This window comes from Kitasatospora cinereorecta (genome assembly GCF_024172095.1).
GTDB lineage: Bacteria > Actinomycetota > Actinomycetes > Streptomycetales > Streptomycetaceae > Kitasatospora > Kitasatospora cinereorecta.
The window spans coordinates 1,389,174-1,408,949 of sequence record NZ_JAMZDX010000002.1 but is presented as its reverse complement, the minus strand read 5'-3'; the positions used below and the strand labels follow the sequence as shown (position 1 = coordinate 1,408,949).

14 protein-coding genes are annotated in these 19,776 nt (G+C 72.9%); 9 read left to right on the top strand and 5 right to left on the bottom strand.

Annotated features, from left to right (window positions below; genetic code table 11):
* Positions 1-143 precede the first annotated feature (143 nt).
* From FHR36_RS13090 to FHR36_RS13055, 8 genes are all read left to right on the top strand, one after another.
* Complete coding sequence (locus FHR36_RS13090) at positions 144-1,493, top strand: ABC transporter substrate-binding protein (protein ID WP_253796566.1); 1,350 nt, start codon at positions 144-146, stop codon at positions 1,491-1,493.
* Positions 1,490-2,452, top strand: coding sequence for a carbohydrate ABC transporter permease (locus FHR36_RS13085; protein WP_407660821.1), 963 nt, complete (start codon positions 1,490-1,492; stop codon positions 2,450-2,452). Before FHR36_RS13090 ends, FHR36_RS13085 begins: the two co-directional genes overlap by 4 nt.
* The gene (locus tag FHR36_RS13080; RefSeq protein ID WP_253796565.1) at positions 2,449-3,309 is read left to right on the top strand and encodes a carbohydrate ABC transporter permease; all 861 of its coding nucleotides are present in this window, start codon (positions 2,449-2,451) and stop codon (positions 3,307-3,309) included. Before FHR36_RS13085 ends, FHR36_RS13080 begins: the two co-directional genes overlap by 4 nt.
* A gap of 140 nt (positions 3,310-3,449) precedes the next feature.
* The gene (locus tag FHR36_RS13075; RefSeq protein WP_253796775.1) at positions 3,450-4,430 is read left to right on the top strand and encodes a hydroxyacid dehydrogenase; all 981 of its coding nucleotides are present in this window, start codon (positions 3,450-3,452) and stop codon (positions 4,428-4,430) included.
* A 116-nt stretch (positions 4,431-4,546) separates the two neighbouring features.
* A complete protein-coding gene (locus tag FHR36_RS13070) occupies positions 4,547-5,698 on the top strand; it encodes a Gfo/Idh/MocA family protein (protein WP_253796564.1) in 1,152 nt (383 codons plus the stop codon).
* A complete protein-coding gene (locus tag FHR36_RS13065) occupies positions 5,698-6,849 on the top strand; it encodes a dihydrodipicolinate synthase family protein (RefSeq protein WP_253796563.1) in 1,152 nt (383 codons plus the stop codon). The genes FHR36_RS13070 and FHR36_RS13065 overlap by 1 nt, the downstream gene beginning before the upstream one ends.
* Entirely contained in the window at positions 6,846-7,688 is an 843-nt protein-coding gene (locus FHR36_RS13060; protein WP_253796560.1) for a sugar phosphate isomerase/epimerase family protein, read from the top strand. The genes FHR36_RS13065 and FHR36_RS13060 overlap by 4 nt, the downstream gene beginning before the upstream one ends.
* On the top strand, positions 7,685-8,761 hold the full coding sequence (locus FHR36_RS13055; protein WP_253796558.1) for a glycerate kinase: 1,077 nt from the start codon (positions 7,685-7,687) through the stop codon (positions 8,759-8,761). Before FHR36_RS13060 ends, FHR36_RS13055 begins: the two co-directional genes overlap by 4 nt.
* Before the next feature lie 174 nt (positions 8,762-8,935).
* Here the strand turns inward: FHR36_RS13055 and FHR36_RS13050 are convergent, their stop codons facing one another.
* Together FHR36_RS13050 and FHR36_RS13045 are read right to left on the bottom strand one after the other, a co-directional pair.
* Positions 8,936-9,787: an aldo/keto reductase gene (locus FHR36_RS13050; RefSeq protein ID WP_253796556.1), complete on the bottom strand. Its 852-nt coding sequence runs from the start codon at positions 9,785-9,787 to the stop codon at positions 8,936-8,938.
* Positions 9,788-9,907: 120 nt separating this feature from the next.
* Complete coding sequence (locus FHR36_RS13045; protein WP_253796555.1) at positions 9,908-10,882, bottom strand: aldo/keto reductase; 975 nt, start codon at positions 10,880-10,882, stop codon at positions 9,908-9,910.
* Positions 10,883-11,229: 347 nt separating this feature from the next.
* Between FHR36_RS13045 and FHR36_RS13040 the strand changes: the two genes are divergently transcribed.
* Positions 11,230-12,117 carry a helix-turn-helix transcriptional regulator gene (locus tag FHR36_RS13040; RefSeq protein WP_253796553.1) on the top strand — a complete coding sequence of 296 codons (888 nt, stop codon included), beginning with the start codon at positions 11,230-11,232 and terminating at the stop codon, positions 12,115-12,117.
* 40 nt (positions 12,118-12,157) lie between these two features.
* On the opposite strand, the gene FHR36_RS13035 is transcribed toward FHR36_RS13040, so the two are convergent.
* From FHR36_RS13035 to FHR36_RS13025, 3 genes are read right to left on the bottom strand one after another with little or no spacing between them, the layout of a single operon-like run.
* Entirely contained in the window at positions 12,158-13,519 is a 1,362-nt protein-coding gene (locus FHR36_RS13035; protein ID WP_253796551.1) for a protein kinase domain-containing protein, read from the bottom strand.
* Between the two features lie 55 nt (positions 13,520-13,574).
* On the bottom strand, positions 13,575-16,052 hold the full coding sequence (locus FHR36_RS13030) for an AAA family ATPase (RefSeq protein ID WP_253796550.1): 2,478 nt from the start codon (positions 16,050-16,052) through the stop codon (positions 13,575-13,577).
* Positions 16,049-19,642: a serine/threonine-protein kinase gene (locus FHR36_RS13025; RefSeq protein WP_253796548.1), complete on the bottom strand. Its 3,594-nt coding sequence runs from the start codon at positions 19,640-19,642 to the stop codon at positions 16,049-16,051. The genes FHR36_RS13030 and FHR36_RS13025 overlap by 4 nt, the downstream gene beginning before the upstream one ends.
* Positions 19,643-19,776 lie beyond the last annotated feature (134 nt).

The following is a 19,776-nucleotide window of genomic DNA, read 5'->3' as shown; positions in this document are numbered from 1 at the left end:
CGATTGAGATCACTTGATCCTCGCCTCTTGACTCCGATCCCATGCGGTCGCAAGATGGCCACACCGCCGCGCTGATCCCCCCTCCCTCGTCAGCGACCGGCCCATCGCTCGGGCATACCGACCCCCTCCTCAGGAGCCGTGCCATGTCTACTCCTCGCACCTCCGGCCGCAGAGCCCTCCGTCCGACCGCCGCGCTCACCGCCTCCGCGCTCTCGATCACGCTGCTCGCGGCCTGCGGCAGCAACGGCGGCTCGGACGCCGCACCGGCGAGCGACGGCCGACCGGTCACCATCACCTTCTGGGGCTGGGCCAAGGGCACCAAGGAGGTCGTCGACGCTTTCAACGCCTCGCACAAGGACGTCCAGGTCACCTTCGAGCAGATCCCGTCCGGCGTGGCCGGCGGCTACGCGAAGATCTCCGACGCCTCCAAGGCCGGCAACGCCCCCGACGTGTTCAACGTCGAGTACGCGGCGCTGCCGGACTTCGTCAGCCAGGGCGCCGTCCAGGACATCACCAAGCTGGTCTCCGCCGACCTCAAGGCGAAGTACCTGCCGCAGGCCGTCGAGCTGACCACCCTGGCGAAGTCCCAGTGGGCGCTGCCGCTGGACGCCGCCCCGCAGGCGCTCTTCTACCGCAAGGACCTGTTCGACAAGGCCGGCATCACCGCAGCGCCGAAGACCTGGGACGAGTACCGCGCCGACGCCCAGAAGCTCAAGGCCGCCAATCCCAACACCCGGATCGGCACCTTCTTCCCGGACGACCCGAGCACCTTCGAGGCGCTGTCCTGGCAGGCCGGCGCGCAGTGGTTCACCGGACAGCAGGACACCTGGAGCGTGGACATCGCCGGCACCCGGACCAAGGGGGTCACCGACTACTGGCAGCAGCTGGTCGCCGACGACCTGGTCCGCGTCCAGCCGTCGTTCAGCCAGCAGTGGACCGCCTCGCTGCAGAAGGGCGAGACCGCCGGGTACCTGGGTGCGGCCTGGGGCGGCGGCGTGCTGAAGTCCACCCTGGCCTCGACCCCGGACGCCTCCGGCAAGTGGGCCGTCGCCCCGATCCCGAGCTGGGACGGCAAGCCGGCCAGCGGCATGCTCGGCGGTTCGGTGTTCGCCGTCTCCAAGAACAGCAAGAAGGCCAAGGCCGCCGTCGAGTTCGCCACCTGGGCCACCACGACGCCCGAGGGCATCCAGGCCCGCATCGCCTCCGGCACCTCCTCGCTGTTCCCGGCCGACCCGGAGCTGATCCCGGCCGCCAAGGCCGCCTTCAACACCGACTTCTACGGCGGCCAGGACATCTACTCGGTCTTCGTCGACTCCTCGAAGTCGATCCGGCAGGGCTGGACCTGGGGCCCGACCATGGGCGTCACCAACAACGCCATGAAGGACGCGTTCGGCAAGCTCGGCCAGGGCGGCACCATCCAGTCCGCGGTCGACGCCGCCCAGCAGGGCACCGTCGCCGAACTCAAGAACCGCGGACTCAAGGTCGCCCAGTGATCGACAGCGCCACCCGCACCACCGCCACCCGCACCGCCGCCACCTCCCGCGCCGCCAACGTCAGGCGGCGCGGGAGGAACGGGGCCCCCGCCCTCCTGATCGCCCCGTTCTTCGTCCTGTTCACCGCGACGATGCTGGTCCCGATCGGCTACGCGGTCTACCTGAGCCTGTTCACCGAGCGCCGCTCGGGCCTCGGCTTCGGCGAACCCGAGACCGTCTTGACCGGACTCGCCAACTACGGCCGGGCGCTGACGGACCCGGCCTACCGGGACGGCTACCTGACCATCGCCCAGTACTGCCTGCTCTACATCCCGGTGATGATCGGCCTCTCGCTGGCCGTGGCCCTGCTGCTGGACTCGGTGCTCGCCCGCGCCAAGCGCTTTCTCCAGCTCGCGCTGTTCCTGCCGCACGCCGTACCCGGCATCATCGCGGCCCTGGTGTGGACGTACCTGTACACGCCCGGCATCAGCCCGGTGCTGGACGCGCTGAACAGTGCCGGCGCCCAGCTCGACGTGCTCGGCCACCCGCTGCCCGCCGTGGTCAACATGGCGGTGTGGGAGTGGACCGGCTACAACATGATCATCTTCTTCGCCGCGTTGCAGGCCGTCCCCCGCGAGGTCCTGGAGGCCGCCGTGGTCGACGGCGCCGGCGCCCTGCGCACCGCCTTCAGCATCAAGATCCCCCTGATCAAGGCCTCGATCGTGATGGTCGGCCTGTTCACCGTCATCGGCTCGCTCCAGCTGTTCACCGAGCCGATGATCCTGCGCGGCGCCTCCCCGGGCGTCACCAGCACCTGGACCCCGAACATGTACGCCTACACCGCCGCCTTCGAGCGCAACGACTACGGCCTGGCCGCAGCCGCCTCCGTGCTGCTCGCCCTCGCCGCGGCGCTGCTCTCCTTCATCGTCACCCGGGCCACCCGCGCCCGCTCCGAGCGCCGGACGGAGGCCGCCCGATGAGTACGCACACCAAGCAGCAACGCCCCTGGTCGCTCTCCAAGGGCGCCGTCAACGGAGCGCTGGTGCTGGTCACCGTCTACACCCTGCTGCCGCTCGGCTGGCTGCTCACCGCCTCCGCCAAGAACACCCCGGACCTGGTCGGCGGCAACCCCCTCACCCTGGGCAACGTCCACCTCGGCCGGAACCTGCACGACCTGGCCACCGCGGACGGCGGCATCTACTGGCGCTGGTACCTCAACTCCCTGCTGTACGCCGGTGGCGGCGCCCTGCTCTGCGCGTTCATCTGCGTCTGCGCGGGCTACGCCTTCGAGGTCTACCGGTTCCGCGGCAAGGAGCAGCTGTTCGGCCTGGTGCTGGTCGGCGTCCTGGTCCCCACCACCGCCCTGGCCCTGCCGATGTACCTGCTCGCCTCGAAGGTGGGGATCGTCAACACCTTCTGGGCCGTCTTCATCCCCAGCCTGGTCTTCCCGTTCGGCGTGTACCTCTCGCGGATCTTCGTCGCCGGCTACGTGCCGGGCGAGGTCCTGGAGGCGGCCCGGATGGACGGCGCCGGGGAGCTGCGCACCTTCTGGTCGATCGGCCTGCGGATGGTGACGCCCGGCTTCGTCACCGTCTTCCTGTTCCAGTTCACCGCCATCTGGAACAACTTCTTCCTGCCGCTGGTGATGCTGTCCAACACCGAGCTCTTCCCGGTCAGCCTGGGCCTCTACTCGTGGAACGCGCAGACCCACAGCTTCCCGGACTTCTATCCGCTGGTGGTCACCGGCTCACTGCTCGCCGTGCTCCCGCTGGTCGTCGCCTTCGTCGCCCTGCAGCGGCACTGGAAGGCCGGACTGACCGCAGGCAGCGTCAAGTGACCGTCCCCGCCGCCGGCTTCGCAGACCCATCGGAGAATCGAGTGCCCCAGCAGTCCACCGCAGCCGTCGGGTCCACCGCAGCCGTCGGGTCCACCGACCCGACGGACCCCGACCGGCGCCGCCCGCGGGCGGTGCTGGCGATGCATCCGCAGCTCGCTCCGCAGTTGATCGACGCCCGTACCCTGGCCCGGCTCACCAGCCTCGCCGACCTCGACCCGTCGGTGGTGCTCGACGACTTCACCACCCCCGAGGCCGCTGCCGCGCTGGCCGACGCCGAGGTCATCGTCACCAGCTGGGGCTGCCCGCCCATCGACGAAACGGTGCTGGCAGCCGCGCCGCGGCTGCGCGCCGTCATCCACGCCGCGGGCTCGGTCAAGCACCACATCACCGACGCCTGCTGGGAGCGCGGCCTCCAGGTCACCTCCGCCGCCTGGGCCAACGCCCTGCCGGTCGCCGAGTACACCGTCGCCGCCGTCCTGTTCGCCAACAAGCAGGTCCTGCGGCTGGCCGCCGACTTCCGCGAGCTGCGCGCCCGCCACGACTGGCAGGCCGCCTACCCGCGGATCGGCAACTACCGCCGCACCGTCGGCATCGTCGGAGCGTCCCAGATCGGCCGCCGGGTGCTCGAACTCCTCCGGCCGTTCGACCTGCACCTGCTGCTGCACGACCCGTACGTGGACGCCGCCGAGGCCGCCGCACTCGGCGCCCACCCGGTGGAGCTCGACGAACTGTGCGCGCTCAGCGACGTGGTGAGCATCCACGCGCCCCAGCTGCCCGCCACCCGGCACATGATCGACCGCCGCCGGCTCGCCCTGATGCCCGACGGCGCCACGGTGGTCAACACCTCGCGCGGCTCGCTGATCGACCAGGACGCGCTGGTCGCCGAACTGGTTTCGGGCCGTCTGAACGCGGTGCTCGACGTCACCGCGCCCGAGGTGCTGCCCGAGGACTCGCCGCTCTACGACCTGCCCAACGTGCTGCTCACCCCGCACATCGCCGGCTCCATGGGCACCGAACTGCACCGGATGGCGGCCGCGGCCGCCGACGAACTCGCCTGCTACGTCGCCGGACAGCCGTTCGCGCACCCCGTGCTGGCCCAGGAGATCCACCGCACCGCCTGACGGCCCACCGGCGGCCCGCATGGGGCCGCCGGTTCTTCCGCTGTCAGCGGTAAGCGCTTACCATGGCGCCGCCACCGCACCCCCGCCCCCGCTCCACCCCGAAGGAGATCCCACCCATGTCCCGCAGAGTGATCGGCATCGTGATGAACGGTGTCACCGGCCGGATGGGCTACCGCCAGCACCTGGTGCGCTCGATCCTGGCCATCCGCGAGCAGGGCGGTCTCGCCCTCGGCGACGGCGAGGTGCTGTGGCCCGAGCCGATCCTGGTCGGCCGCAGCGCCCACAAGCTGAAGGAGCTGGCCGACCGCCACGGCCTGGAGCACTGGACCACCTCGCTGGACGAGGCCCTCGCCCACCCGCTCGCCGAGATCTACTTCGACGCCCAGCTCACCCAGGTCCGCGAGCCGGCCATCCGCACCGCCATCGCGGCCGGCAAGCACATCTACACCGAGAAGCCCACCGCCGAATCCCTCGACGCCGCCATGGAGTTGGCCCGCCTGGCCAGGGAGGCCGGAGTGTGCAACGGCGCCGTCCAGGACAAGCTCTTCCTGCCCGGCCTGCTCAAGCTCAAGCGCCTGGTCGACGGCGGCTTCTTCGGCCGGATCCTCTCCGTCCGCGGCGAGTTCGGCTACTGGGTGTTCGAGGGCGACTGGCAGCAGGCGCAGCGCCCCTCGTGGAACTACCGGGCCGAGGACGGCGGCGGCATGATCCTCGACATGTTCCCGCACTGGCGGTACGTGCTCGACAACGTCGTCGCGCCGGTCCGCTCGGTGTACGCGCACACCGCGACCCACATTCCCGAGCGCGTCGACGAGCGGGGCAGGACCTACCCGGCGACCGCCGACGACGCCGCGTACGGCATCTTCGAACTGGACGGCGGCATCACGGCGCAGATCAACTCCTCCTGGGCGGTGCGGGTCGACCGGGACGAGCTGGTCGAGTTCCAGATCGACGGCACCGAGGGCAGCGCCGTCGCCGGCCTGCGCAACTGCCGCTTCCAGCACCGCGCCGCAACCCCCAAGCCGGTCTGGAACCCCGACCTTCCGGTGACCGAGTCCTTCCGCTCCCAGTGGCAGCAGGTGCCGGACAACGCCGAGTTCGACAACGGCTTCAAGGTCCAGTGGGAGCTGTTCCTCAAGCACGTGGTCACCGGCTCCCCGTACCACTGGGACCTGCTGCAGGGCGCCAAGGGCGTCCAGCTGGCCGAACTCGGCCTGCGCTCCGCCCGCGAGGGCCGCCGCCTCGACGTCCCCGCGCTGGAGATCTGATGCCCGAGCTGCACCTCCCCGGCATCGGGACGTACCGGCTGCGCGAGCCCGTCGCGCTCGACCTGCCCGCCACCGCCCCGACCTCCCGGACGGTCTTCGCCGCCGCCCACGTGGTCGCCGACCCGCTCGGCCACAACGCGCCCGGCGCCCCGGCCGCCGTCGACTGGGAGGCGACCCTCGCCTTCCGGCACCACCTGTGGTCGCTCGGCCTGGGCGTCGCCGACGCGATGGACACCGCCCAACGCGGCATGGGCCTGGACTGGCCGGCCACCCAGGAGCTGATCGCCCGCTCCGGCGCCGAGGCCCGTGCGGTCGGCGGCCGCCTCGCCTGCGGCGTCGGTACCGACCAACTCATCAGCCCTGCAGCCTCATTGGACGCCATCCTGGCCGCCTACGAGCAGCAGCTGGAGGTGGTCGAAGCGGCCGGCGCCCAGCCGATCCTAATGGCCAGCCGGGCCCTGGCCGCCACCGCGCAGGGCCCGGACGACTACCTCCGCCTCTACGGCCGGCTGATCGGCCAGGCGCGGCAGCCCGTCATCCTGCACTGGCTCGGCGAGATGTTCGACCCGGCGCTGGCGGGCTACTGGGGCTCCGCCGACCTCGACCGGGCCACCGGGACGGTCCTCGCGCTCATCAAGGAGCATGCCGACCGGATCGACGGCATCAAGGTCTCGCTGCTCGACGCCGACCGCGAGATCGCCCTGCGCCGCGCACTGCCGGACGGCGTCCGCCTCTACACCGGCGACGACTTCAACTACCCGCAGCTCATCCGCGGCGACGAACTCGGCCACAGCCACGCCCTGCTGGGCGTCTTCGACCCCATCGCGCGCACGGCCGCCGCCGCCCTGCACGCGCTCGACGCGGGCGACCTCGACCGCTACGACGCCCTGTTCGCACCGACCCTGCCCCTGGCCCGCCACCTGTTCGCGGCGCCGACCTACCACTACAAGACCGGCATCGTCTTCCTCGCCTGGCTGTCCGGCCACCAGCGTCACTTCACCATGGTCGCGGGCGCCCAGGCCGGACGCTCGGTGCCGCACCTGGTCGAGCTGTTCCGCCTCGCCGACGCGGCCGGCGTCCTGCCCGACCCCGACCTCGCCGCGCACCGGATGCGGCAGTTCCTCGCCGTGGCGGGGGTGACGGCACCGTGAGCGCGCAACCCGTGAGCCCGAGCCGGCTCTCGCTGAACCAGATCACCACCAAGAACTGGAGCCTGCCCGAAGCCGTTCAGGGCTGCCTCGACGCGGGCATCCCGGCGATCGGGCTGTGGCGGGACAAGGTCGCCGAGACCGGCGTGGCCGAAGCCGCGAAGCTCGTCCGCGAAGCGGGACTCGCCGTCTCCACCCTGTGCCGGGGCGGCTTCCTCACCGCCCCCGACCCGGACGGCCGCCACGCCGCCCTCGCCGAGAACCTCCGCGCCCTCGATGAGGCCGCCGAACTCGGCACCGACACCCTCGTCCTGGTGGTCGGCGGCCTGCCCGACGGCAGCCGCGACCTGGTCGGAGCCCGCGAACGGGTGGCCGAGCTGCTCGCCGAACTCGCCCCCCACGCGGGCGATCTGGGCGTACGCCTGGCCATCGAGCCGCTGCACCCGATGTTCTGCGCCGACCGCGCCGTGGTCTCCACCCTCGGCCAGGCGCTCGACCTCGCCGAGCGCTTCCCGGTGGAGCAGGTCGGCGTCGTGGTGGACAGCTACCACGTCTGGTGGGACCCGGAGTTGGCGTCGCAGATCGCCCGGGCGGGCGCCCGGATCGCCTCCTACCAGGTCTGCGACTGGACGCTCCCGCTGCCCGCCGACGCCCTGCTCGGTCGCGGCCACGTCGGCGACGGCCACATCGACTTCCGGACCATGACCGAGCAGGTCACCGCCGCCGGCTACACCGGGTGGATCGAGGTCGAGATCTTCAACGACACGATCTGGAACACCCCCGGAGCCGATACCCTCCGCACCATGATCGAACGCCACCACGCCCACGTGGAAGCCCCATGAAGGTCGTCATCGCCCCCGACTCCTTCAAGGGGACCGTCACCGCCACGGACGCCGCCCGTGCCCTGGCCGACGGCTGGCGTTCCGTCCGACCGGACGATCGGCTGACGCTCCGCCCCATGGCCGACGGCGGCGAGGGCACCCTCGCCGCCGTCGCGGCCGCCCACCCCGGAACCGCCCTGACCCGGGTGGGCGGCTGCACCGGGCCGGACGGCCGACCCGTCGACGGGGAGTACGCCCTGCTGCCGGACGGCACCGCCGTGGTCGAACTCGCCACCACCAGCGGCCTGCCGCTGATGGCACACCCGGCCCCGCTCACCGCCACCACCCGCGGCACCGGCGAACTCATCGCCGCCGCCCTCGACCACGGCGCAACCCGCCTGCTGATCGGACTCGGCGGCTCCGCCTCCACCGACGGCGGCACCGGACTCCTCGCCGCCCTCGGCCTGCGCGTGCTCGACGCCGACGGCACTCCCCTGCCGGACGGCGGCGGAACTCTCACCCTCGCCCACCGGATCGACCGCACCCGCCTGCGCGCCGCCCCGTCCGGCGGCGTCCGGCTGCTCACCGACGTCACCAACCCCCTGCTCGGACCGGACGGCGCCGCCGCCGTGTACGGGCCGCAGAAGGGCGCGGGACCGGAGGAGATCGACCGGCTCGAAGCGGGCCTGACCCGGCTGAGCGAACTCCTCGGCGGCAACCCCGACCAGCCTGGCGCCGGAGCGGCCGGCGGCACCGCGTACGGACTCGCGGCCGTCTGGGACGCCACTGTCACCCCCGGTGCGGCCGCCGTCGCCGACCTGCTCGGCCTCGACGCCGCCATCGCCGACGCCGACCTGGTGATCACCGGCGAAGGACGGTTCGACGCCACCAGCCGTCTCGGCAAAGCCGTCGGCGAGGTCCTCGACCGCGCCGCCCGCGCGGGCGTCCCCTCCCGCGTGGTGGCGGGCGAGTCCGCCGACCCCGCGGCACTCACCCTCACCGCACTCGCCGGCTCGGCCCACTCCGCCCGCTCGGACGCCGCCCACTGGCTCCGCCGAGCGGGCGCCGAACTCGCCGCTTCCGCCGTGCGCTGACCCCCACGCCTGACCGGGACGTCGCCGCGCTCGCCGAGAGCAGCCGGCTGCGCCGCTCGCACGGGGTGGTCTCGCTGCCGCTCGGCAACGCCGCGCCCACGGCCGCGAGCGGGTGATCGGCATGCTGGTCCCCACCGTCGGCTCGTAGAGATCCCCATCGGCGATCGGCGCTGTTCAACCCTCCAGACGGCGCCGGCTGAGCCAGGAGACCATCTCCGGGTCGTGGTGGTCGAAGAACAGGGTCGTACCGGTGTCGAGGGCAGCGACGGCGGCCATCTGGGCATCGGTGAGCCGGAAGCCGAAGACGTCGATGTTCTGGGCCATCCGGTCGGGGTTGACCGACTTGGGGATGGTGACGATGTCGCGCTGGACCAGCCAGCGAAGCACGACCTGGGCCACCGACTTGCCGTGCGCCTCGCCGATCCCGCTGAGGACGGGGTGGATGAACAGGTCGTTCCTGCCTTCGGCGAAGCCGCCCCACGCCTGGTGCTGGACGCCGTGCTCGCGCATCAGGGCGTGGTCGGCGGTGCGCTGGAAGAAGGGGTGAGTCTCGATCTGGTTGACGTGCGGGGTGATCTCGTTGTTGAGGACCAGGTCCAGGAGGCGGTCGGGGTAGAAGTTGGCGACACCGATCGCCCTGGCCAGGCCCTCGCGGTTGGCGGCCTCCATGGCGCGCCACTGGCCGTAGACGTCGCCGAAGGGCTGGTGCATCAGGTACAGGTCGACATGGTCCAGGCCGAGCTTGGCCAGGGAGGTCTCCAGGGCGCGGCGGGTGTTGTCCTGGGCGGGCGCGTCCTGGACCCAGAGCTTGGTGGTGACGAACAGCTCGTCGCGGGGGATGCCGCTCATCCTGACGGCGTGGCCGACGGCCTCCTCGTTGCCGTACGCGGCGGCGGTGTCCAGCAGCCGGTAGCCGGCGGCCAGGGCGTCGGAGACGGCCTGCTCGGTCCTGTCGGCGGGGATCTGGTAGACGCCGAAGCCGAGGATGGGCATCCGGACGCCGTTGTTCAAGGTGACGTGCTGCACGGGGATACTCCTGGGAAGGGCTGGTGGTCGAGGGGTTGGTGGGTCACTCGGTGAGGTCGGCCCGTTTCGGGCCGTGGACGCGGTCCGGTGCGAGGCGTGGGTCGGTGCCGGTCTTCAGCGTCAGCGCTCCATCATTCGCATCTGGGCCTCGGTGTGGGTGTCGCCGGCGGCCGGGGGCAGGCTGGTGAGCCGGGCGAGCTGGTCGTCGGTGAGGCGGACCGCGTCGGCGCCGGCGTTCTCCTCGACCCTGGCCACGCGGCGGGTGCCGGGGATGGGAGCGATGGAGTCGCCCTGGGCGAGCAGCCAGGCCAGCGCCACCTGCGCCGAGGTGGCCCCGACCTCGGCCGCGATGGCGGCGACCCGGTCGGCCAGGCGCAGGTTGTGCTCGAAGTTCTCGCCGGTGAACCGGGGGTTGTCCGCGCGGAAGTCGCCGGGGTCGAACTGCCCGGTGGAGCGGATCGTCCCGGTCAGGAAGCCGCGCCCGAGCGGGGAGAAGGGCACGAAGCCGATGTTCAGCTCGCGCAGCACCGGCAGGACCCGGGCCTCGGGGTCGCGGGTGAACAGCGAGTACTCGGACTGCACCGCGGTGACCGGGTGGACGGCGTGGGCCCGGCGAATGGTGTCGGGCCCGGCTTCGGAGAGACCGATGTGGCCGATCTTGCCTTCCGCGACCAGTTCGGCCAGCGCGCCGGCGGTCTCCTCGATCGGGGTGCCCGGGTCGACGCGGTGCTGGTAGTAGAGGTCGATCCGGTCGGTGCCCAGGCGCTTGAGGGAGCCCTCGACCGCGGTACGGATGCCGGCCGGGCTGCTGTCCGGGCCGCTCTCGCGGCCGGTGTGCGAGATCAGGCCGAACTTGGTGGCCAGCACCACCTCGTCCCGGCGGCCCTTGAGCGCGCGGCCCACCAACTCCTCGTTGACGTAGGGGCCGTAGACCTCAGCGGTGTCGATGAAGGTGACGCCCAGCTCCAGGGCGCGGTGGACGGTGCGGACCGATTCCGCGTCGTCGGTGCCCGCGCCGGTGTAGCCGTGGGACATGCCCATCGCGCCCAGGCCGATCCGGGAGACGTCCAGGTCCCGCAGCTTGATGTGCTTCACAGTGTTCCTCTCGATGGATGGTGCGCCCCTGGCGCCGCTCGCATGGGATTCACTCTCCTTGGCTCGATCGACACCGTCCCGCAGGTCGGAGCGTGTCGTGGGTGGCGCCGGCAGCGCCGCCCCGAGCGCGAACCGCGTACCCGACGCCGGCACCACGGCGGTGCCGGGCCGATGGACCTGGTCGCGTGCGGGGGCGGTGGCGGGCATGGGGGCGTCTCCTCGGGCGGACGGACCGAACCTTCCCTCCAGACAACCGCGCCGCAGGCACCGACGGGGGCGTGAAGCAGACCCTGACGAGGACCCCCACGCTCGCGCCCCGGGCCGCGGCCGGTCGTAGTGTCGGGGGCATGGACCGACGCAGCGAGATCCGCGACTTCCTCACCACCCGCCGGGCCCGCGTCACCCCCGAGCAGGCCGGCCTCACCCTCTCACCGCTCTCCGGCACCCGGCGCGTCCCGGGCCTGCGCCGCGAGGAAGTCGCCCAGCTCGCCGGCGTCAGCGTCCCGTACTACACCCGACTCGAACGCGGCGACGCCCGCGGCGCCACCGACGCCGTGCTCGACGCCATCGCTCGTGCGCTCCGACTGGACGACGCCGAACGCGCCCACCTCTTCGACCTGGTCCGCGCCGCAAACGCCGCCGCCCCAGCCACCGCACCGCCCGCCGGGCCCGCCCGGCAGCCCGTCCGTCCCGGCCTGCGAAACCTCGTCGAGACGATCAGCGGCGTCCCCGCCTACCTCCGCAACGCCCGCCTCGACCTCCTCGCCGGCAACGCCCTCGCCCGTGCCCTGTTCGCCCCGATCTTCGACAGCCCCGCCCGTCCGGCGAACGCCGCCCGCTTCACCTTTCTCGACCCGGCCGCCGCCGCGTTCTACCCCGACTGGGACGCCGTCGCCGACCAGAACGTCGCCACCCTGCGTGCCGAAGTCGGGCGCAACCCGTACGACAAGGCGCTCTCCGACCTGGTCGGCGAACTCTCCACCCGCGGTGGCGACGCCTTCCGCCTGCGCTGGGCCCGCCACGACGTCCGCCGGCACCGCTCCGGCGCGAAGCGCATCCACCACCCCCTCGTCGGCGACCTCACCTTCGCCTACGAGACCACCCGGCTCACCGCCGACGACGGCCTCTACCTCATCCTCTGTGCCGTCCCGCCCGGCAGCCGCGACGCCGAAACCCTCGATCTCCTCGCCAGCTGGAACGCCTCCGCACCGACCGCCTCACCATCCAGCACCTGACACGACCCTCCCGCGCCCCGCCCGAAGGCCGGCCCGAGGGTCAGAGCGCGGCGAGGAGTGCCTGGCGCAGGTCGGCGCACGTTTCGAAGCCGATCCGGGGTTCCTCGGTGAGGGCGTGGTCGATCACCTCGGCCAGGGCGTGGGGAATGTGGGGCGCCCGCTCGCGGATCGGCACCGCCGGCGCCCTGAGGACGAGCAGCCACGGGTCCTGATCGCTCGTGAAGTCGCGGGGCACGTCGCCGGTCAGGGTCCAGTACAGGCTGGCGGCGAGGGACCACAGATCCATGGCGGGGGTCGCCCGGCGGAAGTCGACCACCTGCTGTCGCGGGACGAAGGAGGGTTTGCCGGCCGTCGCACCGGTGCGGGTGAGCCCGCTCAGACCGGCCAGGTCGAAGGCCTTGGCGATGCCGAAGTCGCTGATCTTCGCGGTCGGGGGGCCGCCGGCCTCCTGGTGCAGCAGGATGTTGGAGGGGCTGATGTCCCGGTGGATCACCGACCGTGCGTGGGCGTGTTCGAGACCTTCCAGCGCCTGGGCGTAGAGCCGGACCGCCTCCGGGATCGGCAGCCGGTCTCCGCGGCGCGCGTGGAAGCGGTCGAGGCTTCCCCCGGTGCAGAACTCGGTGGTGAGGTAGAAGGTCCCGTTGGCGAAGCCGGCGTCGTGGAGGGTCGCGATGTTGGGGTGCCGCAGATCCTGGGTGACGAGTACCTCGCGCAGGAAGCGGGTGCGGGCCACCTGGTTCGTGGCGACCCTGGGCAGCATCACCTTGAGCGCCACCTCGCGCCCGGTGGCCTGGTGGCGGGCCAGGTAGACGGCGCCCATGCCGCCGCGGCCGAGTTCGCGCAGCAGCCGGTACCCGGAGATGCCCTGCAGTTCCCCGTCGCCGGTGCGGGCCAGGTCGAGCAGGAGTTCGGCCGCGGCCTGCGGTTCGGTCCGGCAGGCGGCGCACAGGTGGTCACCCGGGCGGGCGCCCGGCTCGGCGCTCTCCTCGCGGCCGCAGCTGACGCAGCGTACGACGGCCGGGCCGGACTGCTCGCCGCGGATGGTGACGCGGAAGACGGTTCGGCCGATCCGGAGTTCGTCGCCGTCGCTGAGCCGGTGCTCGCGGAAGGCGGTGGCGGCTCCCTGCTCCGGGGTCTGGCCCTCGTCCCGCTGCCCGATCTTGTGACCGTTCAGGTAGGTGCCGTTGCGACTGCCGAAGTCCCGGATGCACGCGTCGGGCGGGTTGATGTCGAGCAGGCAGTGGTGGCGCGAGACGGTCCGGTGGTAGTCGTCGTCGGGCAGGCGGGGGTGGCAGTCGTTGGCGCGGCCCATCAGGCAGGTGGTGCGCTCCTCGAAGGCGAACTCGGTCTGCTCGAGCTGCCCTTGGACGACGGTCAGGGTCACGGCGGCTGGGCGGGGCATGGGTGGATCGTCTCCTCACAGGTCGGCAAAGGGTTCGCGCCCGGCTCGGGCAGCCTCAGCTCCTCCGGAGCGAGGACGTGGGGTCGACGGCGAAGCTGAGCACACCGTCGGCGCACCGGACTTCGACCGACGCGCCGACGGCGAACCTCTCGTCGGTGAGCAGCAGCCGGCCCAGCGGTTGGACGAGCAGGTGCTCGACGACGTGTTCCAGGCCGCGCGCTCCCGCCCGCCCTGCCTCGCGTCCCTGCCGGAGCAGCAGCTCGCGCGCGGCCTGGGACAGGGTCAGCGACACGGCGGGACTCCGGTCGGCGAGTCTGGCCCGGACCTGGTCGATGATCTTGTCGAGGATCCGCCCGACCGCTGCCTGGTCGAGCTCGTCGAACACGACGACCTGCCGGATCCGGCCGAGCAACTCGGGCCGCAGCCGCTCCCGCAGAGCCTCGTGGACGCCTGCTGCGGCGGACGCGCCGGCGGCCCGGTGGGCGGCGGGTGGCGGTGGCGAGAAGCCGAGCGGCGGACGGCCGGGCGGCTGACCGGACGTCGCGCCGAGGTTGGAGGTCAGGATGACGACCGCGTCGTTGAACGGGACGCGGCGCCCGTGCGCGTCGGTCAGGGTGCCCTCGTCGAAGATCTGCAGGAACAGGTCCAGCACCTCCGGGTGGGCCTTCTCCACCTCGTCGAACAGCACCACGCTGTGCGGGTGGTCCCGCAGCGGCCCGCTGAGCGCACCTTCGCGGTCGTGGCCGACGTAGCCGGGCGGCGCACCGAGCAGACGGGAGATCGCGTGCCGTTCCTGGTACTCGGACATGTCGATGCGGATCAGCCGCCGCTCGTCGCCGAACAGGAACTCGGCCAGGGCCTTGGCCAGCTCGGTCTTTCCGGTGCCGGTGGGGCCGGCGAAGAGGAACGCGCCGACCGGGCGGCGCGGGTCCGCCAGTCCGCTCCGCCCGGTGCGTACGGCCGCGGCGACGGCTTCGACCGCCGCGTCCTGGCCGATGACCCTCGCACGCAGGTGTTCCTCCATGCCGAGGAGTCGCTGCGCCTCGTCGACCGTCACCCGGGCCACCGGCAGCCGGGCCCGCCGGGCGACCACGGCGGCCACCTCGGACCGCCCGACGCGTACCGCGCCCGTGCCCGAGGGAGTGGTTGCGGAGTCCGACGCCTCCGGCGGGACGGAGCGGATCCGAACCGCGGCGCACGCCTGGTCCAGGACGTCGATGGCCTTGTCCGGCAGCCGCTGCTCGGGCAGGTGGCGGACGGTGAGGTCCACGGCGGCCGTGACGGCCTCCGGGTCGATGGCGACGCCGTGGTGGGCGGTCAGGTCGTCGGCGACGCCCCGGACGATCACCAGCGCCTCCGCCCGGGTCGGCTCGTCGACCCAGAGCACCTCGAAGCGCCGTTGCAGGGCGGGGTCGCGCTCGATGGTGCTCCGGTACTCGGCGGGGGTGGTGGCGCCGATGCACCGCAGTTCGCCGCGGGCCAGGGCGGGCTTGAGAATGTTGGCGGCGTCGGAGGCCCCGCGCCCGCCCGCACCGAGCACCGTGTGGACCTCGTCGATGAAGAGCATCAGCCCGGGTCGTCGTGCCTCGGTCAGCACGGCCTGGAGGCGTTCCTCGAACTCGCCGCGGTACTTCGTCCCGGCCACCAGCGCGGCCATCGACAGCTCCACGACGCGTGCACCGGCCAGGCCGGACGGCGGATCGGAGGAGACGAGTCGGCGGGCGAGTTCCTCGACGATGCTGGTCTTCCCGACGCCCGCCTCCCCCACCAGCACGCAGTTGGACTTCCACCGGCGCAGCAGCGACCGGGCCAGGGCCCGCAGTTCGCGTTCCCGGCCGATCGACGCAGGCAGCTCCCCGGCTCGCGCGAGTGCTGTGAGGTCACGGCCGTACCGGTCCAGGACGGGTGTCGGCTCCTGCCGCACCTCGGCCTTCGGCCCGTCCGCGCGCTTGGGCCCGTCCTCGCGCTTGAGCTCGGCCGCGGGCTCGGGCTCGGGCTCGGCCGCGGGCTTCGGTTTCGGGTCCGGCACCGTCTTCGGCCCGGGCCTGCGCTCGGGGAAGAACGCGGCGAGCGGGTCCGCGACGCCGAAGGAGGCGAGGAGTGCGCGGGTCGGAGCGGAGGGCTGCTCGACCAGTGCCCGCAGCAGGTCCTGAGCCGTGGCGGTGCCGCCGTGCGCGAGTTCTGCCGCCCGGGTGAAGGCCTGGCGCGCCGCGGCGCTGCGCCGGGGTACCGCGGCCTGCGGATCGCCGGGCCCGCCCTGGTCGAGCAGGGCACGCAGTCGTCGGCGGAAGCGGCGTGGGTCGACGTTGGCCGAGGTGAAGCCGAGCCGCGCCAGTCCCAGTTCGACCGCGAGCCCGAGTCGGCCCTGCGGATCCAGCTGCTGCCGGTCCAGTACGGCACCGAGGTCGGAACGGCACAGCACGGCCAGCCCCAGGAGCAGATGGTCCGGCCCGACCTCGTGCGCGCCTCCCGCCCGGGCTTCCCGGCGTGCCATCGCGAGGGTGAGCCGCACGCCGTCGGCGAAGGCGGTCACTGCTCCTCCCGGGCCCGGAGCTCCCAGTCGAGCTCCCACAGCCGCAGGACGGCGTCGTCGTCGGCGGTGAGGACGAAGTTCGTGTCGGGGGTGGCGGCAAGGGCGGGCACGGTCCGCACATGCCCGCTCAGCGTCCGGAGGCACTGCCCGGTGGCGAGCTCCCACAGCCGGACCTCGCCCTCCGGGCCGGAGGCGAACGCGAACCGCCCGTCGGCGCTGATGGCCAGGCGGCTGGAGCGGCTGGAGGACGCGTCGAAGGTCCGCAGCCGGTCGCCGGTCGCGGCGTCCCACACATGCAGCCGGCCCAGGAGGCTTTCGGGGCCGTGGGCGTCGGGCATGGCAGGGTTGCGGTAGGTCTCCACGGACAGGACGAAGCTCCCGTCGGGGCTGAGCGTCGCGGTGTTCGAGGTCAGCGACGGCGCCGGGACGGCCTGGACGCACAGCCCCGACGGCAGGTCCCACAGCCGGATCACCTTCTCGTCGCCGCAGGTGAGGGCCCGCCGCCCGTCCGCGCTGAGCGAGACGCTGGTGATCTTCCGTTCGGGTGCTGCGAGCCGCTGGAGCTCGCGGCGCTCGGCCAGGTCCCACAGGGACATCGTCATCGCCGTCTCCTCCACGACGAACGCGTACCTGCTGTCCGGGCTGAGGGCGACCCGGGTGAGCCCTCGGAAGTCGAGGGTGTCCAGGCATTCGCCGGTGTCGACCGACCAGGTCTGGAGGGTGCCGCCCCTGGCGTGGCCGAGTGAGACGAGGCGGTGTCCGTCCGGGCTGAACCGGACCAGGCTGACCGACCAGTGCCCGGTGTCGATGACCCGTTCGCGTCGGCCCGTGCCGAGGTTCCAGAGCTGGATCTGCCCGTCGAAGTCGGCGCAGGCGCCCAGGCGTGCGTCGGGGGTCAGCCCCACGCCGCGCACACCGGGTGCCTTTCGGGACTCGTCGTTGTGCGTCAGGAGCGACCGGGCGGGCCAGGCTGCGCGCACCCCGGTGCGTACGGTCCGGTCGCCCAGCGAGCGCGACGCCCCGAGGATCTCGGGCGCGCGCTGGGACCCGGGCAGCGCTCGGGCCCGGTCGAGCCGGTCGAGGGCTTCGCGTACCCGGCCGTTCGCCGCGGCCTGCCCGGCCTCCGCCACCAGCGCCTTCAACCGGTCCTCGGCTCCCAGCAGTTCGGTGTGGCGTCGCGGGCGGCGCAGCTGGGTGGGGGCGAGGAAGCCGCCGGGCAGCCGCCACAGCCGTACCGCGTCGTCGTAGCCGGCGGACCAGCCGTGCCCGTCGGCCGTGAAGCCCACGCCGCGCACCCGGTCCCGGTGCCCCCGGAAGGTGCGCAGCACGCGGCCGGAGACCAGGTCGCAGTAGAGGACCTGGCCGTGGAAGCCGCCCACCAGCAGCGAGCGCCTGTCCTGGCTCAGCGCCGTGCAGGTGACGTGGAAACCGGACTCGAGTCGTACGGTCTGCAGGCAGCGGCCGTCCCGCAGGTCCAGGATCCGGATGCCGCCGCCGAGCACCGCGGCCACGTCTGCGCCCGGGCCGAACCAGATCTCGGAGATCGCGACCGGGTGGTCGACGCTCCAGAGGCACTCTCCGGTGTCCGCCCGCCACAGCTGGACGAGCGACCGCTCCTCGACTCCGTTGGCGGACAGGACCAGCCGCCCGTCCCCGCTGAGCTCGACCACCCGAGTGTGCTCGGGTGCGTCGAGCGTCGCCAGATGCCACCCCGCGCGCAGGTTCCAGACCTGGATCCGGCCGTCGGGCTCGGCCCACATCGCCACGCTGCCGTCGGCGTTCACCCGCACGGGAGAACTCGCGGTCTGGTACACGGGACTGTCCAGGCGGGCCCGGCGGACGCGCGGCGTCGGGATACCCGCCGCCTCCTTCGCCGCGTCCTCCCGGCGCCGGCGTTCCCGCTGCGCCGGGCCCCGGCCCTCGCCCCACGGGGTGACCTCGACGCTCCGGACCATCCGGCCGTCGGCAACGTCCCACAGCCGCACGGTCCGGTCCTCCGCGGCGGTGACGGCATGACGTCCGTCCGCGCTGAGGGCCGAGCCCATGACCCGGTCGGTGTGACCGGTGAGCTCCATGAGCTGCCGTCCCGTGCGGACGTCCCACAGCCGGGCGGTGCGGTCATTGGCGGAGGTCAGGGCGAGCCGGAGGTCCGCGGTGAGGTCGATCGTGCAGGACGGCGTGATCCAGGACGGGAAGCTGCCCCGCCATGGCACCTGCCACAGGCCCACGCAGCGGGCGTCGGCGGCCTGCCCGGAGGTGAGCGCGGTGAGCGCCTGCCGTGTCTCCGGCTCGTCGCGGGCGTCGGTGGCGTGCTCCCGCAGGATGGTGTCGGCGGCCGCGAGGTCGCCGCGCTCCAGGTGGACCAGGGCGGTCAGCCGATCGGCCTCCCGCGGGTCGGGCAGGTCCTGGCGCACGGCCTCGATCTCGGCCAGCAGCCCCTCGTCGCTCAGCGCACCGTCGCGCCAGCGCAGCAGTCCGGCGTTGTAGACGGCCTGCGGATGCCGGGCGTCGAGGCTCAGCGCCTCGGCGAAGCCCTGCTCCGCCGCCTCCTTTCGTCCCAGGTCGAGCAGGGACAGGGCGCGGTTGTTGAGCTCGTCGGCCCGCAGATCCGCCATGACGGGGGCGCGGCGCGGGTAGCTCAGGCCCGTGGTCTCCCGGTGGATGACGACGAGCCGGTCGGCGATCTCGGCCATCGAACCCGGCCGGGCGGCGGGGTCGTCGTCCAGGCAGCGTTCGAGCAGTTCGGCGACCTGCCGCGGGATCTGCGGACGCCCGTCCAGGCCCGGCTCCTCGGGCCGGTACGCGCGCAGCGCGGCGCCCGCGGCGACCCCGGCCATCCAGGTGACACCGCCGTTGAACATCTCCAGCACCGACACCGCGAAGCTGAAGACGTCGCTGCGCCGGCCCACCCGCTGTCCCATCGCCTGCTCCGGCGAGGCGTAGGCCGGGGTCATGCCGCCGCCGGTGACCAGGACGGAGAGCTGACCGGTGGCCGTCACAAGGCCCGGCGCCGACGACTGCGCCTGCTTGGCCCGCGCGAGGCCGAAGTCGGTGACCTTCGCCACCGCGTCCAGACCGCCCGAGCCGCCGTCCGCGGGGTCCAGCAGGACGTTGGCGGGCTTGACGTCCTGGTGCACCAGACCCCGCGCGTGGGCGTGCTCCAGGCCCCAGGCCACCTGGATGGAGAAGTCCAGGATGCGGGCCAGGGAGCGCCGTTCACCTCCCGCGTACAGCCGCCCGTCATGGATCCAGTCGGCCAGGCTGCCGCCGGTGACGTACTCGGCGAAGACCCGCGGCGAGCCGTCCACCGTCCGGACGTAGTGGCAGCCGCAGACATGGGGATGAAGCCCCAGCGACACCCAGTGCTCGGCCTCCGCCACGAACCGCTCACGCGCCCGCTCGTCGCGCAGCAGCTCCGGACGCGGGCTCTTGACCGCGAGATCGATGCCCCAGCCGCGATGCCGTACGCGGTAGACCAGCCCCATGCCGCCCTGCTGGTGCACCTTCAGCACCTCGTACCGGCCGTCGATCACATCGCCGACCCGCCACAAGGACCCCCGTGTCGCGGCCTGCTCGCCGGCTTCCCCCACGTGCCTCTCCCCTTCGCCGCTGCCCCGCGCCCCTCCACGCAGTGCCCGCGTACACATCAACGCCGAGCGGGCCCGCTCCGGTTCCTCCGTCTCGCGGTCCGGACGGACCGGAACAGGGCGGCAGCCGGGCCGAC

Excerpts from the sequence above, each read along its gene's own strand:
- FHR36_RS13080 (WP_253796565.1), top strand. The coding sequence starts at position 2,449 with ATGAGTACGCACACCAAGCAGCAACGCCCCTGGTCGCTCTCCAAGGGC.
- FHR36_RS13055 (WP_253796558.1), top strand. The coding sequence starts at position 7,685 with ATGAAGGTCGTCATCGCCCCCGACTCCTTCAAGGGGACCGTCACCGCC.
- FHR36_RS13075 (WP_253796775.1), top strand. The coding sequence starts at position 3,450 with ATGCATCCGCAGCTCGCTCCGCAGTTGATCGACGCCCGTACCCTGGCC.
- FHR36_RS13070 (WP_253796564.1), top strand. The coding sequence starts at position 4,547 with ATGTCCCGCAGAGTGATCGGCATCGTGATGAACGGTGTCACCGGCCGG.
- FHR36_RS13065 (WP_253796563.1), top strand. The coding sequence starts at position 5,698 with ATGCCCGAGCTGCACCTCCCCGGCATCGGGACGTACCGGCTGCGCGAG.
- FHR36_RS13090 (WP_253796566.1), top strand. The coding sequence starts at position 144 with ATGTCTACTCCTCGCACCTCCGGCCGCAGAGCCCTCCGTCCGACCGCC.
- FHR36_RS13035 (WP_253796551.1), bottom strand. The coding sequence starts at position 13,519 with ATGCCCCGCCCAGCCGCCGTGACCCTGACCGTCGTCCAAGGGCAGCTC.
- FHR36_RS13040 (WP_253796553.1), top strand. The coding sequence starts at position 11,230 with ATGGACCGACGCAGCGAGATCCGCGACTTCCTCACCACCCGCCGGGCC.